A 17026-nucleotide genomic window follows, 5' to 3' on the forward strand; every position below is an offset into this window, starting at 1 on the left:
TGCGCGCCGGCACGGCCTAGAACCTATAATTCTCGCATAGTTCAATCGGAATTCCGGATGACCAACCTCACTCTTGCTTTCTCGACGGTGTTCGTCGTCGCCCTGGTCGCGATGGTTGCGACCAAGCTCTGGCTCGCGTCGCGCCAGATCCGCTACGTCGCCGCTCACCGCAACGGCGTGCCGGCGCAATTTTCCGGCACGATTCCGCTCACCGCGCATCAGCGCGCCGCGGATTACACCGTAGAACGCACGCGCCTCACGATGATCGAAGTCGTCACGAGCGCGGTCGTGCTCGTCGCGCTGACGCTGCTCGGCGGCGTGCAGGCGCTCGATCTCGCCATCTCCGACTGGCTCGGCCGCGGCTATCTCGGACAGATCGCGCTGGTGGCGTCGGTCATCGCGATCACGAGCGTCATCGACCTGCCGTTCGACTACATCCGTCACTTCGTGATCGAGGAAAAGTTCGGCTTCAACCGCATGTCGAAGAAGCTCTTTTTCGCCGATCTCGTGAAAGGCACGGCGCTCGGCATCGTGATCGGCGCGCCGCTCCTGTTGCTCACGCTCTGGCTGATGGATCGCGCCGGCACGTTCTGGTGGCTGTGGACGTGGATGGTGTGGGTCGCGTTCCAACTCCTCGCGATGATCATCTATCCGACCTTCATCGCCCCGCTCTTCAACAAGTTCGAGCCGCTGAAGGACGAGGCGCTCGTCGCGCGCATCACGAATCTGATGTCGCGCACGGGTTTTGCGGCCAAGGGCCTGTTCGTGATGGACGGCAGCCGCCGCTCCGCGCACGGCAACGCGTACTTCACGGGCTTCGGCGCGGCGAAGCGCATCGTGTTCTTCGATACCCTGCTCGCGCGTCTGTCAGGCAGCGAGATCGAGGCCGTGCTCGCGCACGAACTCGGCCACTTCAAGCGCCGTCATGTGCTGAAGCTGATGGTCGTCATGTTCGGCATCAGCCTCGCGATGCTCGCGCTGCTCGGCTGGCTCATTCAGACGACGTGGTTCTACGAGGGCCTCGGCGTGCGGCCGTCGCTCATCGGCAGCAACAACGGGCTCGCGCTCGTGCTCTTCATGCTCGTGCTGCCCGTGTTCATGTTCTTCATCACGCCGCTCGGCAGCCTGACTTCGCGCAAGAACGAGTTCGAAGCCGATGCCTTCGCCGCTAGCCAGACCGATCCGAAGGATCTCGTGAACGCGCTCGTGAAGCTCTACGAGGACAACGCATCGACGCTCACGCCCGATCCCATCTACACCGCGTTTTATTACTCGCATCCACCCGCTTCACAACGCATCGACCGCCTGATGCAGCACGCCGCATGACGCGCGGCTCGATGCGCCTCGAAGGCACGGTTATCGCGGCGCACGGACGTCACTACCTGGTCTCGCCGGCAGACGGCGGACCGATGTTCCAGTGCTTCCCGCGCGGCAAGAAAAGCGAAGTGGCGGTCGGCGATCGCGTGATCTACGAGCAGTCGTCGGCGGATCAGGGCGTGATCGTCGAGATCGGCGAACGGCGCAATCTGCTGTATCGCTCGGATCAGTTCAAGTCGAAGCTCTTTGCCGCGAATCTCGATCAACTGCTGATCGTGCTCGCGACCGAGCCGCACTTCAGTGAGGACTTGCTCGGGCGCGCGCTGATCGCAGCGGAAGCGCATGGGCTGGAGTCGCTGATCGTGCTGAACAAGATCGATGTCGAAGGCGCGCTGCCGCTTGCGCGCGAGCGTCTCGCGCCGTATCGGGCGCTTGGTTATACGGTGATCGAACTGTCCGCGAGGATGGCGCCCGGCGATGTCCATCCACAACTCGACCCCCGCCTGAAAGACCGCTCGACGATCCTGCTCGGCCAGTCGGGCATGGGCAAATCGACGCTCGTGAACCTGCTCATCCCCGATGCCGACGCGGCCACGCGCGAAATTTCATCGGCGCTCAATAGCGGCCGTCACACGACCACGTTCACGCGCCTGTACGACTTGCCAGGCGGCGGCGCGCTCATCGATTCACCGGGTTTTCAGGAGTTCGGCCTGCATCACCTGTCGGAAGGCATGCTGGAGCGTGCGTTCGCGGACTTCCGGCCGTATCTCGGCCACTGCCGCTTCTATAACTGCCATCATCTGCACGAACCGGGGTGCGCGGTGCTCGAAGCCGTCGAAGCCGGCAAGATTCGCCCCGAGCGTCACGCGCTTTACGCGCAGCTTGTCCACGAAGCGAGCCAGATCGTTCGATGAAGCGACTCACGCGCGCGCCCAATCTCATCACCGCGCAGCATTGGGTGAACGTGCTGGCGACGGCGGGCGTGCCGTGCGAGTTGCACAACCGATATCTGAATGGCGCGATGGGGGAGATTCCGGCGGATCAGTGCGCGCCGGAGATATGGATCGTCGATGACCGCGACGAAGCGCTGGCGATGCGGATGATCGAGAGCGCGAGAAAGGGACCGGACGCGAACGCCCGGCCCTGGCGATGCAGGCAGTGCGGCGAATGGCTGGAGCCGCAGTTCACCGTCTGCTGGAAGTGTCAGACGGAGCGTAATCCTCTCGACGACTGACCGATCAGGCCAGCCACACGGCGATGGTCAGCATCAGCAGAAGCAGCATCCACAGGATCACCGCGCGCCACACAAGGCCGACTGCCGATTGCAGCGTACGCGGCGTGCAATCGTCGCCGACGGGCAACGGACTCGCTTCGCCTACGGCGAGCGCCTCGACCGAAAGCGGCTCGGCGAGCGGCCCCGCCAGACGCGCGCCCAGCGCGCCGCTGCCTGCCGCGAGCAACACGCCTTCGTTCGCATCCGGCCATTGGCGCGCGTGATTGCGCCACGCGTAGATCGCATCCTCGAAATTTCCGACGATCGCAAAGCCCAGCGCGGTCAGACGCGCGGGCACCCAATCGATGACGAAAAACGCGCGCTGCGCGAACGACGAAAACTCGGCGGTGCGCTCCGGATCCGGCTTCGACCACGCGCGCGCCAGATACTCGGCGATGCGATAGAGCACCGCGCCGGCCGGTCCGACCGGAATCAGAAACCAGAAGAACACGCCGAACACATGCCGGTGCGACGCCACCACGGCATGCACGAGCGTATGCCGCACGATTTCGCTCACGGGCATGTCGAGCGTGTCCATGCCGGTCCATTCACGCAGCACTTCGCGCGCTCGCGGCACGTCGTCGTTGTTGAGCGCGAGATGGATGTCGGTGAAATAGTGGCTGAACTGCCGGAAGCCGAGCGTGAAATACACGATCACCACGTTCCAGAGAAATGCCAGAACGAAGTTGATCCGGTACAGCACGTAATAGATGAGTCCGACGGCGAGCGTCCAGGGCAGCACGACGACCAGCCACGCGACGATGCCGTGCTTCTCCTTGCCTGCATCGAAACCATGCGCGGTGGATTCCGCATGATAGTGAAGCAACGCCGAAATCGGATTGTGCGGCGATAACGCGCGCATCTGCTCAATGATGAGAGCCAGCAATACGGAGAAAAAAGTCATGCGAAGCGCCGAAACGGTCGGATTAGTTCGAGTTTCGCGTAACGATAGCACAGCGCCTGATGCCTTTAGCGCGCTGAGTATTTGCGCGAGGCGCGGCGGGCGCGCGGGCTTTTTGCGCCGTCACGCGCGAGCCGCGAGGAAGCGGTAGAAATTGCGCAACATGCCGGCCGTTGCGCCCCAGATGAAATAAGGAGCCTTTCTTTCGCCCGGAATATAGGGCATGGCAAAAAAACGACGCTCGCCCCCTTCCCAGCGAAATATGCGCACTTCGTGATTCGCCGGATTCATGAGCCATGCGAGCGGCACTTCGAAGATATCGGCGACTTCGCAGGTATCGGCTTTCAGCGTGAACGGCGGATGCACCAGCGCGACGACCGGCGTCACCTTGAATCCCGTGCCCGTCAGATATTCGGGCAGCGCGCCGATGACTTCGCAATGTTCCGCGCCCAACGCCACTTCTTCCTCCGCCTCGCGCAGCGCGGTGGCGGCGGCATCGGCGTCTTCGGGCTCGCGTCGGCCGCCCGGGAAGCTGATCTGCCCGGCGTGATCCGACAGATGATCGGCGCGCTGCGTCAGCAGCACGGTCAGGCCGCCCTCGCGCACGACGAGCGGAACCAGCACGGAGGCCACGCGCGGATCGCCGCCGATCGCCTTGATGCGCTGCTCGCGCTCTTCCTGCGTCCAGTCGAGATCCATCGCGAAACGCGCACGCAGGCCTTCCGGCGTGAGGCGCTCGGGCGGAACCGGCGGGAGTGTCTCACCCGTCGAGAAGACGGGCATCTTTTCGGGTTCGAGGATGCGGGGAGTCGAAGTCTTTCCGGTGGACACGGGTCGGGAACGGGGCTGTCGAAGACTCAATTTGAACACACCAAAGAAAAAAGCACCCGCAAGGGGTGCTTTTTCCGTACTGCGTCTGGCCAGCGACTTACTCTGCGGAAGCAGACTTGTCCTTGAACACCAGCTTTTCCTTGATTCGAGCCGACTTGCCCGAACGCTCGCGCAGGTAGTAGAGCTTCGCGCGGCGAACATCGCCACGACGCTTCACGACGATGCTCGCGAGCAGCGGCGAGTAGGTCTGGAACGTACGCTCGACGCCTTCGCCCGACGAAATCTTGCGGACGATGAAGTTCGAGTTCAGGCCACGGTTGCGCTTCGCGATGACGACGCCTTCGTAAGCCTGGACACGCTTACGCGTGCCTTCGACCACGTTCACGTTGACGACGACGGTATCGCCCGGCGCGAAGTCGGGGATGCTCTTCTCGCCCAGAACGCGTGCGATCTCTTCCTTCTCGAGTTGCTCAATCAGATTCATTTCTGACTCCTTGTGCCATCTTGCCGGAGTTGTGTGCCCTGGATGAAGGCCCCGGTAGAGGATGGGTTTGCTTCAGACGCCGATATGACTCGACGCCCCCATTTTCCCGCTCGTCCGCCCGAAATCTATGCAGATTTCGACGCGCCCTTTGCGAGTTCTGCGAGCCACGCCTCGTCGGCACGGCTCAACATCTTGCTTCCGCGCGCCCGTGCGATCAGATCGGGCCGCTTGTTGAATGTGTTGCGCAATGCTTCGCGCCTGCGCCAGGCGTCGATTTCCTTGTGATGGCCGCCGAGCAGCACATCGGGAACGCGCACGCCTTCGTACTCTTCCGGCCGCGTGTAGTGCGGACAATCGAGCAGCACGTCGACGAAACTGTCCTGAACCGCCGATTGCGCGTCGTTCAGCACGCCGGGCAACTGACGCACGACAGCGTCCATCAAGGCCATCGCGGGAAGTTCTCCGCCTGACAGAACGAAGTCGCCGAGGCTCACTTCTTCGTCCACTTCGCGGTCGATCAGGCGTTGATCGATCGCTTCGTAACGGCCGCACAGCAACACCAGTCCGGGTTCCTGCGCGAACCGCATCACGCGGTCGTGATCCAGCCGCGTGCCTTGCGGCGACATCATCACCACACGTGTGGACGCGATGCCCTGCTCGCGCTGCGCAGTCTTCGCCGCGTGAATCGCGTCTTCCAGCGGACGCGCCAGCATGACCATGCCGGGGCCGCCGCCGTACGGGCGATCATCGACGGTGCGGTAGTTGTCCGTGGTGAAATCGCGCGGATTCCACGTGCGCAGACCGAACCGCTCCTGCTTCACCGCCCGGCTGGTGATGCCCCAGTCGGTCAGCGCGCGAAACATCTCGGGAAAGAGCGTCACGACATCGAACTGCATCGCTCTCTCCGTAACGTGCCGATGTTCAATAGTCAGCGTCCCAGTCGACGACGATACGCTTCGCCGCCCGGTCCACCGTCTTTACATATACGCCGACGAACGGAATCAGCCGCTCGCCGGTGACGGCCTTGCCATCCTTGTCAGTCTCCGGATACTCGATCCGCAGGATGGAATGCGCGCCGTTGTCGATCAGATCCGCGACGCGGCCGAGGGCCACGCCCGCTTCGTTTTCGACATCCAGGCCGATCAGATCGACCCAGTAGAATTCGTCTTCGCTGTCGAGCTTCGGGAAATCACTGCGCGTGATGTTCACCGTGTGGCCCTTCAGCGCAAGCGCCGTGTCGCGGTCGTCACAGCCAGCGAAGCGCGCGACGATGGTATCGGCATGCACTTTCGACTGCAGACAGCGAACGGACTTGCTTTCGCGGCCCTTGACGAGCCACCAGCGCTTCGCGTTCAGCAGCGCGTCGCCGCCCTGCTTGCCGTTCGCATGCGGGACGACCTTGACCCAGCCTTTGAGTCCGTAGGCATCGGCGATGAAACCGACTTCGACGGCGTCTTCCGGCAAAGCCTCGACCGGCTCGATTGCGCTTTCCGGCGCGCTCGAAACGTCGACCGCCACGCGGCGCGCGCCCGGCTTACGGACGAACGCGCCAAACGTGGCGGCACCTTCATCTTGCCCCGGCTTCGGTCGGCCGACGTTTTCCGACGCGCGGCCGGATTCAGAATCGCGCACGGGCATCGGCGAACCTTTGGGCAGGCTTCGAGCGGTTGTTACAGTTACGCAGCGAGCTTAAGCAGCCGGCTGGGCTTGCTGAGCTTGCTTGACGAGGCGCTCGACGGTCGGCGACAGTTGCGCGCCAACGCCTTGCCAGTACGTCAGGCGATCCTGAGCGATGCGCAGCGATTCGCCTTTGGTCGCGACCGGGTTGTAGAAACCCACGCGCTCGATGAAGCGGCCGTCACGGCGGCTACGCGAGTCAGTTGCAACGATGTTGTAGAACGGGCGCTTCTTCGAGCCGCCACGAGCCAAGCGGATGATGACCATGCTGAAATCCTTGAAAACCGGGGGTTCGGAACAACGAGAACAGGCGATTATAGCTGGAATCAGAAGCTCGAACAAACACTTAACGCTTTTTTTGGATTCGGCGCGCGGTTCGGTGCCGATTCGCTGCGCTTGCCGATACCGGAAATCACGCCGATGCGGCAACGTGGCATTGGTGACGTGGCTGCTCGTCGGCGTAAAATGGCAGACCTGCGTCGGCCTCAAGCGCCGCTCGCCTCTTTCCACCACCGCTTTCGCTGATGACCTCCTCGTCCGTCGCCACGCAATCCGGCCCGAAGCCAGCCGGCAAGCCGGTCCCGCCTTACTTCCGCTCGAAAACGCTGACCGCCGCACTCGCGTTTCTGTTCGGCTCCATCGGCCTGCACCGCTTCTATCTGTATGGAATGCGCGACAAGTATGGCTGGGCGCATATCGTCGGCATCGTGCTGGGCGCGTTCGGTTATCTGATGCTCGCGCAATCGGAGCGCACGTCCCTGCTCGGCTGGGTGCTGGTTTTCCCGGGCGCGATCTCGCTGCTCGCCGCGTTTCTTTCGGCCCTCGTCTACGGTCTGCGTCCGGACGCGAAGTGGGACGCGCAGTTCAACGCGCACACCGGCCGCGAAAGCCGCTCCGGCTGGACGGTCATCTTCGTCGTGATCTTTTCGCTGCTGTTCGGCGCGTTTCTGCTGATGACCGGTCTCGCGCTCACGTTCCAGACGTATTTCGAGAGTCAGGTCGAAGCGGCGAAAACCCTGTCGCAATAAAACGTCAGAACAGATCGAGCTGCAGGCTGGACGGTCCCGCCGCTCGCTTCGCGGGCCGCTGAAACTCTGACATGTCGAGAATGCCGCGCTGCCTCGCGTTCAGACCGAGGCGCTTCGTCGCCTTCTGAAAGCGCTGCTTGAGCATGTCGGCCCACAGGCCCTCGCCTTTCATGCGCGTCGAAAAATTCGAGTCGTAATCCTTGCCGCCGCGCATGTCGCGCACACGGCTCATCACGCGATCCGCGCGATCGGGGAAATGCGCGGCCAGCCAATCCTTGAACAGCGGCGCGACTTCCCAAGGCAGGCGCAGCACGATGTAGCTCGCGCTCGTCGCGCCCGCCTCCGCGCACGCTTCCAGCACACGCTCCATGTCCGGCTCCGTCACGAACGGAATGACCGGCGCGATGCTCACGCCCACCGGAATGCCCGCCTCGGCGAGCGTGCGGATGGTGCGCAGGCGTCGCGAAGGCGTGGCCGCGCGTGGCTCCAGCGTGCGCGCGATATCGGCGTCGAGCGTCGTGACGGTGATCGCCGCCATGACCTGGCCGCGCTCGGCCATCGGCGCCAGCAGGTCGATATCGCGTTCGATCAGCGAACTCTTCGTGATCGCCGCAAACGGATGGCCGCAGTCGTGCAGCACCTGGATCACACGCCGCGTGAGTTGCAGATCGCGCTCGACCGGCTGATAGGCGTCCGTGTTGACGCCGAGCGCGATCGGCTCGGGTTCGTAATTCGGCTTCGCCAGCTCGCGCGCGAGCAATTCGGGCGCGTTGATCTTCGCGTAAATACGGCTTTCGAAATCGAGTCCCGGCGAGAGCCCGAGATAGCTGTGCGTCGGACGCGCGAAGCAATAGATGCAGCCGTGTTCGCAGCCGCGGTAGGGATTCAGTGAAACGGAGAACGGAATGTCCGGCGAACTGTTGCGCGTGAGAATGCTTTTCGCGCGCTCTTCGAAAATCTGCGTGCGCAACGGCGGCGTGCCTTCGTCCTCGGGAGCGGCGGCATGCAGCCAGCCGTCGTCGACGCGTTCGCGCTCGTCTTTCTCATAGCGCCCCTGGATATTCGTGACCGCGCCGCGCCCCTTCAGCGGAGCGGGCGGCGCGACGGGATATTCACGATCGGGCGATGACATTTGCGACAAAATCCAACGATTGATACTGTATAAATATACAGTATCGTCGCATCGCCGCAAGCGGAAAATCACGTCTCGACGAGAATCTTGAGCGTCTCCTTGATCTCCTCCATCACCACGTAACTCTTCGACTGCACCGCGCCCGGCAATTGCAGCAGGATGTCCCCGAGCAGCTTGCGATAATCCGCCATTTCGCCGATGCGCGCCTTGATCAGATAGTCGAAGTCGCCCGAGACGAGGTGACACTCGAGCACTTCCGGGATCTTCTGCACTTCGCGCCGGAATTGCTCGAACATGTTGCCGCTCTTGTGATCGAGCGTGATCTCGACGAATACGAGCAGCGCAGCGCCCAACTCAGTCGGGTTCACGCGCGCGTAGTAACCCATGATGACGCCATCACGCTCCATGCGTTTCACCCGCTCGATGCACGGCGTAACTGACAGCCCGACCCGCTCGGCCAGGTCCTTCATCGCAACGCGGCCGTCCTCCTGAAGAATGTTCAGAATCTTGTGGTCGAGCTTGTCGAGCGTGCGGACCGGATTTCGCTGTGTTCGCATGGGTTTTTCCTGAAAATCGATCAAATACAATAACTAAAACTGCCTCGAACTCCATACCATAGTCGATAACACTATACGAGCTTCAGTTTGCCGCGTCGATCACCTTAACGTACGCGCATTCAGAAGTTTTCATCGAATCTGGATGGAGATCACATGCGAATCGTTATTCTCGGAAGCGGCGTCGTCGGCGTGACCAGCGCGTATTACCTCGCTCGCGCCGGCCACGAAGTCACGGTCATCGACCGCGAAGCGGGCCCCGCCCTCGAAACGAGTTTCGCCAATGCAGGACAGATCTCCCCGGGCTATGCATCGCCGTGGGCCGCGCCGGGCGTTCCGCTCAAGGCCGTGAAGTGGATGTTCGAAAAGCACGCGCCGCTCGCCATCCGCCTCGACGGCACGATGAACCAGCTGCAATGGATGTGGCAGATGCTGCGCAACTGCACGCAGGACCGCTATACGGTGAACAAGGGCCGCATGGTCCGTCTCGCCGAGTACAGCCGCGACTGCCTGCAGGCCCTGCGCGCCGACACCGGCATCCATTACGAAGGCCGCACGGGCGGCACGCTGCAACTGTTCCGCACGCAACAGCAATTCGATGGCGCGGGCAAGGATATCGCCGTGCTCAAGGACGCCAACGTCCCGTTCGAACTGCTCACCGCCGATGAACTCAAGAAGGCCGAGCCCGCGCTCGCTGCCGTGTCGCACAAGCTGACGGGCGGCCTGCGTCTGCCGAACGATGAAACCGGCGACTGCCAGATGTTCACCACGCGCCTCGCCGCGATGGCCGAAGCGCTCGGCGTCAAGTTCCGCTACAACACGCCAATCGACGCGCTCGCCGTCAGCAACGGCCGCATCGCCGGTGTGCAGTGCGGCAAGGAGCTGGTGACGGCGGATTCGTACGTCGTCGCGCTGGGCTCGTATTCGCCGAAGCTGCTCGGCGATCTCGTGAAGATTCCGGTTTATCCGCTGAAGGGCTATTCGATCACCGCGCCTATCGTCGATGCGAACCGCGCGCCGGTCTCGACCGTGCTCGACGAAACCTACAAGATCGCGATCACGCGCTTCGACGATCGCATCCGCGTGGGCGGCATGGCGGAAATCGTCGGTTACGACAGGAAGCTGAAGCAGGCTCGCCGCGAGACGCTCGAAATGTGCGTGAACGATCTGTTCCCCGGCGGCGGCGATACCGCGAGCGCCAAGTTCTGGACCGGCCTGCGTCCGATGACGCCGGACGGCACGCCGATCGTCGGCCGCACTCGCGTGCCGAACCTGTTCCTGAACACCGGCCACGGCACGCTCGGCTGGACGATGTCGTGTGGCTCCGGCCAGTTGCTGGCGGATCTGATGTCGGGCAAGCAGCCCGCGATCCGCTCGGACGATCTGTCGGTGCATCGCTACACTGGCGATGTCGGCGTGGCGACGCGTCCGGGATACGCGAACGCGTGATGACTTCTATCGCTTGAACGACAAAGGCGCCGCGAGGCGCCTTTGTTCTTTTAGAACTGATCTTCGCTCAACGCGAGCACGCCTTCCTTGCCGTTCGCGCTGACGATCGACGCCTCGATCCCCGGCGCCTGAGACAGAATGTGTTCCGCGAAGAACTGCGCCGTCGCGATTTTCGCAACATGGAAACGCTCATCTTCCGCGCGTTTGGCGTGCGCGACGAGCATCGCGCGCGCCATCTGCCAACCCGAGAACACGATGCCCGCGAGCCGCAGATACGGCACGCTGCCCGCGAACACCGCGTTCGGATCGCTCCTGAACTTCGCGACGATGAATTCGATCGCGCGCGCCAGCGACAGGCTTCCTGCGCTCAAATGCCGATGCATCGACTTGAACGGCTGACCGTCCACATCGGCGAGCGCGGCGATGGTCTGGTCGACCTGCGCGAGCAGCGCCTGCGCCGCCGCGCCGCCATCGCGCACGGTCTTGCGGCCGATCAGGTCGTTCGCCTGGATCGCTGTCGTGCCCTCGTAGATCGGCAGGATGCGCGCATCGCGATAATGCTGCGCCGCGCCCGTCTCCTCGATGAAGCCCATGCCGCCGTGCACCTGCACGCCGAGACTCGCGACATCGACGGACATCTCCGTGCTGAAGCCCTTCACGATCGGCACGAGGTATTCGTAGATTGTCTGATGGCTCTTGCGCGCATCCGCGTCCGCATGGCCGTGCGCGAAGTCGCTGTGCGCCGCCGCGACATACGCGAGCGCGCGAGCGCCTTCGGTGTAGGCGCGCATCGTGGAGAGCATGCGGCGCACGTCGGGATGATGGATGATCGTGACCGGCTCCTTCGCGCTGCCGTCGACGGGGCGGCTCTGCACGCGCTCTTTCGCATACGCGACCGCTTGCTGATACGCACGCTCGGCAATCGCGACGCCCTGCATGCCCACGGCGAAGCGCGCCGCGTTCATCATGATGAACATGTATTCGAGCCCGCGATTCTCCTCGCCGATCAGATAGCCGATCGCGCCGCCATGATCGCCGTATTGCAGCACGGCCGTCGGGCTCGCCTTGATGCCGAGCTTGTGCTCGATCGACACGCAGTGCACGTCGTTGCGCGCGCCGAGCGAGCCGTCGTCGTTGACGAGGAACTTTGGCACGAGAAAGAGCGAGATGCCCTTGACGCCTTCGGGCGCGTCAGGCGTGCGCGCGAGCACGAGATGCACGATGTTCTTCGCCATGTCGTGCTCGCCGTACGTGATGAAAATCTTCGTGCCGAACACTTTGTAGCTGCCATCGCCCTGCGGCTCGGCGCGCGTGCGTACGAGCGCGAGATCGGAGCCGGCCTGCGGCTCGGTGAGGTTCATCGTGCCGGTCCACTCGCCGGAAATGAACTTCGGGAGATAGCGCGCCTTCTGCGCGTCGCTGCCGGCGGTGAGGAGCGCCTCGATCGCGCCGTCGGTGAGCAACGGACACAATGCGAAGGAGAGATTCGCCGCGTTGAGCGCTTCGATGCATGGCGTCGCGATGAGTTTCGGCAAGCCCTGACCGCCGAAGTCCGCCGGATGCACGACGCCTTGCCAGCCGCCTTCCGCGAACTGACGGAACGCGTCCTTGAAGCCGGGCGTCGTCGTGACTTCGCCGTTCGCCCACGCGCTCGGATTGCGGTCGCCCGCCACATTCAGCGGCGCGATCACTTCGCCGCAAAAGCGCGCGGCTTCCTCGACGACGGCCTGCGCCGTATCGAAGCCCGCGTCCTCATAACCGGGCAGCGCGGCGATGCTGTCGATATCCGCCAGTTCCTTCACCACGAACAGCATGTCCTTGACCGGGGCGCTGTAGCTCATCGTCCTGTCTCCTCCCTTTTCAGATATTCCGGTGCAAAAAAAGGGCGCAACATCTGTCGCGCCCTTTCTTGTTGTTTGTGGCGAGTGTTCGACTCACACGGCCCGGTTCAACCGAGCTCTTTCACCAGTTCCGGCACGACCGCGAACAGATCGCCGACAAGACCGTAATCCGCGACGCTGAAGATCGGCGCTTCGGGATCCTTGTTGATCGCGACGATGACCTTCGAATCCTTCATGCCCGCCAGATGCTGGATCGCGCCCGAGATGCCGACCGCCACGTACAGTTGCGGCGCGACGATCTTGCCGGTTTGACCGACTTGATAGTCGTTCGGAACGTAACCCGCATCGACCGCCGCACGCGATGCGCCCAGCGCTGCGTTGAGCTTGTCCGCGAGCGGTTCCAGCGTCTTCGTATAGTTCTCGCCGCTGCCCAGACCGCGACCGCCCGACACGATGATGTGCGCGCTCGTCAGTTCCGGACGATCGAGCTTCGTCACTTCGCGGCTCACGAACTGCGAGAGGCCCGCGTCGGCGGCGGCTTCGATCTTTTCGACCGATGCGCTGCCGCCTTCCGCTGCGACCGGATCGAAACCCGTCGAGCGAACCGTAATCACCTTGATCGGATCGCTCGATTGAACCGTCGCGATCGCGTTGCCGGCATAGATCGGGCGCTCGAAGGTGTCGGCGCTATCGACGGCGGTGATGTCGCTGATTTGCGCGACATCGAGATGCGCCGCGATACGCGGCGCGATGTTCTTACCGTAAGCCGTCGCCGGCGCGAGAATGTGCGAGTAATCCTTCGCGATGTTCAGCACCGTCGCATCGATGTTTTCCGCGAGGCCTTCGGCGAGTTGGGGCGCATCGGCGAGCAGCACTTTGCTCACGCCTGCGATCTTCGCTGCCGCATCCGCCGCGCCTTGCGCGTTCGAACCCGCGACCAGCACGTGCACATCGCCGCCGATTTTCGCCGCCGCTGCCACCGTGTTCAGCGTCGATGCCTTGATCGATGCGTTGTCGTGTTCCGCAATTACCAGAATCGTCATGTTGTCTCCGCGTGTGTGGCGATCAAAGCACCTTGGCTTCGGTCTTGAGCTTCTCGACCAGCGTCTTCACGTCCGGCACCGTGATGCCCGCGCTGCGCTTCGGCGGCTCGACCACTTTCAGCGTCTTCAGACGCGGCGCGACATCGACGCCCAGATCGGCGGGCTTCACCGTCGTCAAAGGCTTCTTCTTCGCCTTCATGATGTTCGGCAACGTCACGTAGCGCGGCTCGTTCAGGCGCAGGTCCGTCGTCACGACTGCGGGCAGCTTCAGCGACAGCGTTTCCGCGCCGCCATCGACTTCACGCGATACCGTCGCTTTGCCATCCGCGACCACGACCTTCGATGCGAACGTCGCCTGCGGCAGACCCGCCAGCGCCGCCAGCATCTGGCCGGTCTGATTCGAATCGTCGTCGATGGCCTGCTTGCCAAGGATGACCAGTTCCGGCTTCTCCTGATCGACCAATGCCTTCAGGATCTTCGCCACCGCCAGCGGCTGCAGTTCATCGGCGGATTCGACGAGAATCGCGCGATCCGCGCCGATGGCCAGCGCCGTGCGCAACGTCTCCTGACATTGCGTCACGCCGCACGATACGGCGATCACTTCCGTCGCAACACCTGCTTCCCTCAGACGCACCGCCTCTTCCACGGCGATTTCGTCGAACGGGTTCATCGACATCTTCACGTTGGCGATATCGACACCCGTGTTGTCCGACTTGACTCGGACCTTCACGTTGTAGTCGACCACGCGCTTGACTGGCACCAGAATTTTCATGCACACGCTCCAAAGTTACGATTACGTCAACCCAGCGTCATTATACGAGTGACGCGTCGGCTAGCCCCTCCGCAATCGGGTGGGATGGGTCGTCGTGCAATAGGAATGCGACCATTTTTAACGAACGGTCGTTCTATTTATATCCGCACAAACCCGAGTCCCGCCGCTGAAAACGATTACCAGGCCGTAATCACCGCTCCCGCGTATTTGCCCTCGACGAACTGCTTCACCTCCGGCGAGTGATACGCCGCGATCAGTTTGGCGACCCAAGGCTTGTCCTTGTCGGCCGCGCGGATTGCAATGATGTTCACGTACGGGCCGCGCGGATCCTCGATCGCGATCGCGTCCGACTTCGGCTTCAGGCCCGCTTCCATCGCGAAATTGGTGTTGATGGCGGCGACGTCGACGTCGTCGAGCGAGCGCGGAATCTGCGCGGCGTCGAGTTCGACGATCTTCAGCTTCTTCGGGTTCTCGACGATATCGAGCGGCGTCGCCTTGAGCCCCGCATCCGCGCGCAACTTGATGAGGCCTTGCTTCTGCAACAGCAGCAGCGCGCGGCCGCCGTTGGTCGGATCGTTCGGCACCGCGACGCGCGCGCCGTTGCCGAGCGACGCCAGCGACTTCAGCTTCTTCGAGTAGATGCCCATCGGGAACGTCACCGTATCGGCGACCTTGACGAGCTTGTAGCCGCGATCCTTCACCTGCGCGTCGAGATACGGCAGATGCTGGTAGCTGTTCGCATCGAGATCGCCGGCGGCGAGCGCGGCGTTCGGCTGGACGTAATCCGAGAACTCGACGACCGTGATCTTGAGACCGTTCTTCGCGGCGACCTGCTTCACCACGTCCATGATCTGCGCGTGCGGGCCGCCCGTCACGCCCATCTTGATTGAGTCCTCGGCGTGCGCGACGCCGTTGAACATCGTTGCGGAGAGGAGCGCGGCAGCGAATTTGAGTATGAATCGACGTTGCATGATTTATCGAGTGGTTATTTATGGCTGAGACGACGAACGAGCCAGTCGCCGAATGACTGCACGACCTGCACGAACACAATCAGGATCACGACGACCGTGAGCATCACTTCGGGCAGAAAGCGCTGATAGCCGTAGCGGATGCCGAGATCGCCGAGGCCGCCGCCGCCGATCGCGCCTGCCATCGCCGAATAGCCGACGAGCGACACGAAGGTGATCGTCAGGCCCGCGACGACGCCCGGCAGCGATTCCGGCAGCAGCACCTTGAAGACGATCTGGCGGGTGGTCGCACCCATCGCCTGCGCGGCTTCGATCAGACCGCGATCCACTTCGCGCAGCGCGGTTTCGACGAGCCGCGCGATGAACGGCGCGGCGGCGATGGTCAGCGGCACGACCGCGGCCGCGGTGCCGATCGACGAGCCGACGACGAGCCGCGTGAACGGAATCACCGCGACGAGCAGGATGATGAACGGCGTCGAGCGCACCGCATTGACGATGCCGCCGAGCACGCGATTCACGCCGATGTTCTGCAACACGCCGTCGCGATCGGTGAGATACAGCAGCACGCCGAGCGGCAGGCCAACGGCCGCGCCGACCAGACCCGAGATGCCGACCATGATCAGCGTTTCCCAGAACGACTGCACGAACATGTCGAACATTTCACTCAACATGGGACAACTCCTCCACAACGACGCCTTGCGAACGCAAATACTCGATCGCCTCGGCGATCTTCACCGGCTGGCCGCCCGCGAGCACCGCGAGCGAACCGAACGCCTGCCCCTGGATCTCGTCGATCTGACCGTGCAGGATGTTGAAATCGAGTTCGTAGCGGCGAATCGTCTCCGAGAGAATCGGCTGATCGACGCCCGAGCCCGTGAACGCGAGCCGCAGCAGATGGCCGCTGCCGGTCTTCAGACGCTCGATGACGCGCGCCTTCAACGCGGGCGGCAACTCGTGCGCGATCACGTCGCCGATCAGCGCGCGCGTGACTTCGTGATGCGGCTGCATGAAGACATCGACGACCTTGCCCTCTTCCACCACGCGGCCCGCGTCGAGCACCGCGACGCGATCGCAGACCTGCTTGATGACTTCCATCTGATGCGTGATCAGCACGATCGTGAGTCCGAGCTCGCGATTGATCTTGCGCAGCAGATCGAGAATCGCGCGGGTGGTTTCGGGATCGAGCGCGGACGTGGCTTCGTCGGAGAGCAGCACGGTCGGCTTGCTCGCGAGCGCCCGCGCGATGCCCACGCGCTGCTTCTGCCCGCCGCTGATCTGCGCGGGATATTTGTCCTTGTGCGTCGTCAGGCCGACGAGATCGAGCAGGGGCAGAACGGCCGCCTCGATCTCCGCGCGCTTCTTGCCGGCGAGTTCGAGCGGCAGCGCGACGTTGTCGAACACCGTGCGCGAGCTCAGCAGATTGAAATGCTGAAAGATCATGCCGATATCGCGGCGAGCGGCGCGCAGATCGTCCTTGCCGAGCGTCATGAGATCGCGCCCGTCGACGATCACGTTGCCTTCGCTTGGGCGCGTGAGCAGATTGATCGTGCGTACCAGCGTGCTCTTGCCCGCGCCGCTGCGCCCGATGATGCCGAACACTTCGCCGGCGGGAATCGTCAGATTGACGTTGTGCAGCGCTTCGACCCAGCCGCGCGGGCCGGCGAATCGCTGCGAGAGGTTGCGTATTTCGATCATGGAAAATGCAAACGGCGGAAGGCTCGCCGGGCGAAATGCACCCCGCGCAGCCGGCCGCCGC

19 protein-coding genes are annotated in these 17026 nt (G+C 63.1%); 5 read left to right on the forward strand and 14 right to left on the reverse strand.

Translation table 11 applies throughout. The annotated features are described in order from the left end of the window. The first annotated feature begins 57 nt into the window (after positions 1 to 57). From BTHE68_RS09425 to BTHE68_RS09435, 3 genes are read left to right on the forward strand one after another with little or no spacing between them, the layout of a single operon-like run. The gene (locus BTHE68_RS09425; RefSeq protein WP_162066099.1) at positions 58 to 1326 is read left to right on the forward strand and encodes a M48 family metallopeptidase; all 1269 of its coding nucleotides are present in this window, start codon (positions 58 to 60) and stop codon (positions 1324 to 1326) included. Further along, positions 1323 to 2231 carry a ribosome small subunit-dependent GTPase A gene (gene rsgA, locus BTHE68_RS09430; protein WP_162066100.1) on the forward strand — a complete coding sequence of 303 codons (909 nt, stop codon included), beginning with the start codon at positions 1323 to 1325 and terminating at the stop codon, positions 2229 to 2231. Before BTHE68_RS09425 ends, rsgA begins: the two co-directional genes overlap by 4 nt. Then, on the forward strand, positions 2228 to 2551 hold the full coding sequence (locus tag BTHE68_RS09435) for a putative signal transducing protein (RefSeq protein WP_162066101.1): 324 nt from the start codon (positions 2228 to 2230) through the stop codon (positions 2549 to 2551). Before rsgA ends, BTHE68_RS09435 begins: the two co-directional genes overlap by 4 nt. Positions 2552 to 2555: 4 nt before the next feature. Here BTHE68_RS09435 and BTHE68_RS09440 read toward each other — a convergent pair whose 3' ends face one another. The 6 genes from BTHE68_RS09440 to rpsP form a co-directional block, all read right to left on the reverse strand. Next, entirely contained in the window at positions 2556 to 3494 is a 939-nt protein-coding gene (locus BTHE68_RS09440) for a CobD/CbiB family protein (protein WP_162066102.1), read from the reverse strand. Between the two features lie 120 nt (positions 3495 to 3614). Further along, positions 3615 to 4274: a CoA pyrophosphatase gene (locus BTHE68_RS09445; protein ID WP_162066103.1), complete on the reverse strand. Its 660-nt coding sequence runs from the start codon at positions 4272 to 4274 to the stop codon at positions 3615 to 3617. A 145-nt stretch (positions 4275 to 4419) separates the two neighbouring features. After that, positions 4420 to 4806, reverse strand: a complete 387-nt coding sequence (rplS, locus tag BTHE68_RS09450; RefSeq protein WP_061178750.1) for a 50S ribosomal protein L19 — start codon at positions 4804 to 4806, stop codon at positions 4420 to 4422. A 125-nt stretch (positions 4807 to 4931) separates the two neighbouring features. Further along, positions 4932 to 5702, reverse strand: a complete 771-nt coding sequence (trmD, locus tag BTHE68_RS09455; protein ID WP_162066104.1) for a tRNA (guanosine(37)-N1)-methyltransferase TrmD — start codon at positions 5700 to 5702, stop codon at positions 4932 to 4934. Positions 5703 to 5727: 25 nt separating this feature from the next. Continuing rightward, entirely contained in the window at positions 5728 to 6444 is a 717-nt protein-coding gene (gene rimM, locus BTHE68_RS09460) for a ribosome maturation factor RimM (protein WP_162066105.1), read from the reverse strand. A gap of 51 nt (positions 6445 to 6495) precedes the next feature. Continuing rightward, positions 6496 to 6750 (reverse strand): 30S ribosomal protein S16, encoded by a 255-nt coding sequence (gene rpsP, locus BTHE68_RS09465; protein ID WP_008342343.1) that lies wholly within the window; start codon positions 6748 to 6750, stop codon positions 6496 to 6498. A gap of 257 nt (positions 6751 to 7007) precedes the next feature. Here rpsP and BTHE68_RS09470 point away from each other — a divergent pair, with 257 nt between their 5' ends. Further along, positions 7008 to 7511 (forward strand): stage II sporulation protein M, encoded by a 504-nt coding sequence (locus tag BTHE68_RS09470; RefSeq protein ID WP_162066106.1) that lies wholly within the window; start codon positions 7008 to 7010, stop codon positions 7509 to 7511. Positions 7512 to 7515: 4 nt separating this feature from the next. On the opposite strand, the gene BTHE68_RS09475 is transcribed toward BTHE68_RS09470, so the two are convergent. Continuing rightward, entirely contained in the window at positions 7516 to 8643 is a 1128-nt protein-coding gene (locus BTHE68_RS09475; RefSeq protein ID WP_162066107.1) for a PA0069 family radical SAM protein, read from the reverse strand. A gap of 68 nt (positions 8644 to 8711) precedes the next feature. Continuing rightward, positions 8712 to 9200 (reverse strand): Lrp/AsnC ligand binding domain-containing protein, encoded by a 489-nt coding sequence (locus BTHE68_RS09480; RefSeq protein ID WP_061178805.1) that lies wholly within the window; start codon positions 9198 to 9200, stop codon positions 8712 to 8714. Positions 9201 to 9353: 153 nt separating this feature from the next. Here BTHE68_RS09480 and BTHE68_RS09485 point away from each other — a divergent pair, with 153 nt between their 5' ends. Further along, on the forward strand, positions 9354 to 10646 hold the full coding sequence (locus BTHE68_RS09485) for a D-amino acid dehydrogenase (RefSeq protein WP_162066108.1): 1293 nt from the start codon (positions 9354 to 9356) through the stop codon (positions 10644 to 10646). Positions 10647 to 10696: 50 nt separating this feature from the next. Here the strand turns inward: BTHE68_RS09485 and BTHE68_RS09490 are convergent, their stop codons facing one another. The 6 genes from BTHE68_RS09490 to BTHE68_RS09515 form a co-directional block, all read right to left on the reverse strand. Continuing rightward, the gene (locus BTHE68_RS09490) at positions 10697 to 12487 is read right to left on the reverse strand and encodes an acyl-CoA dehydrogenase (RefSeq protein ID WP_162066109.1); all 1791 of its coding nucleotides are present in this window, start codon (positions 12485 to 12487) and stop codon (positions 10697 to 10699) included. A 107-nt stretch (positions 12488 to 12594) separates the two neighbouring features. Continuing rightward, a complete protein-coding gene (locus tag BTHE68_RS09495) occupies positions 12595 to 13530 on the reverse strand; it encodes an electron transfer flavoprotein subunit alpha/FixB family protein (protein ID WP_162066110.1) in 936 nt (311 codons plus the stop codon). Positions 13531 to 13552: 22 nt separating this feature from the next. Continuing rightward, positions 13553 to 14302 carry an electron transfer flavoprotein subunit beta/FixA family protein gene (locus BTHE68_RS09500; RefSeq protein WP_061179375.1) on the reverse strand — a complete coding sequence of 250 codons (750 nt, stop codon included), beginning with the start codon at positions 14300 to 14302 and terminating at the stop codon, positions 13553 to 13555. A gap of 176 nt (positions 14303 to 14478) precedes the next feature. Continuing rightward, on the reverse strand, positions 14479 to 15273 hold the full coding sequence (locus tag BTHE68_RS09505; RefSeq protein WP_162066111.1) for a MetQ/NlpA family ABC transporter substrate-binding protein: 795 nt from the start codon (positions 15271 to 15273) through the stop codon (positions 14479 to 14481). Positions 15274 to 15287: 14 nt separating this feature from the next. Continuing rightward, complete coding sequence (locus tag BTHE68_RS09510; protein ID WP_162066112.1) at positions 15288 to 15941, reverse strand: methionine ABC transporter permease; 654 nt, start codon at positions 15939 to 15941, stop codon at positions 15288 to 15290. Beyond that, positions 15931 to 16965: a methionine ABC transporter ATP-binding protein gene (locus tag BTHE68_RS09515; protein ID WP_162066113.1), complete on the reverse strand. Its 1035-nt coding sequence runs from the start codon at positions 16963 to 16965 to the stop codon at positions 15931 to 15933. The genes BTHE68_RS09510 and BTHE68_RS09515 overlap by 11 nt, the downstream gene beginning before the upstream one ends. Between the last annotated feature and the right edge of the window lie 61 nt (positions 16966 to 17026).

This window comes from Burkholderia sp. THE68 (assembly GCF_009938265.1).
In the GTDB taxonomy this organism is placed as follows: Bacteria; Pseudomonadota; Gammaproteobacteria; order Burkholderiales; family Burkholderiaceae; genus Caballeronia.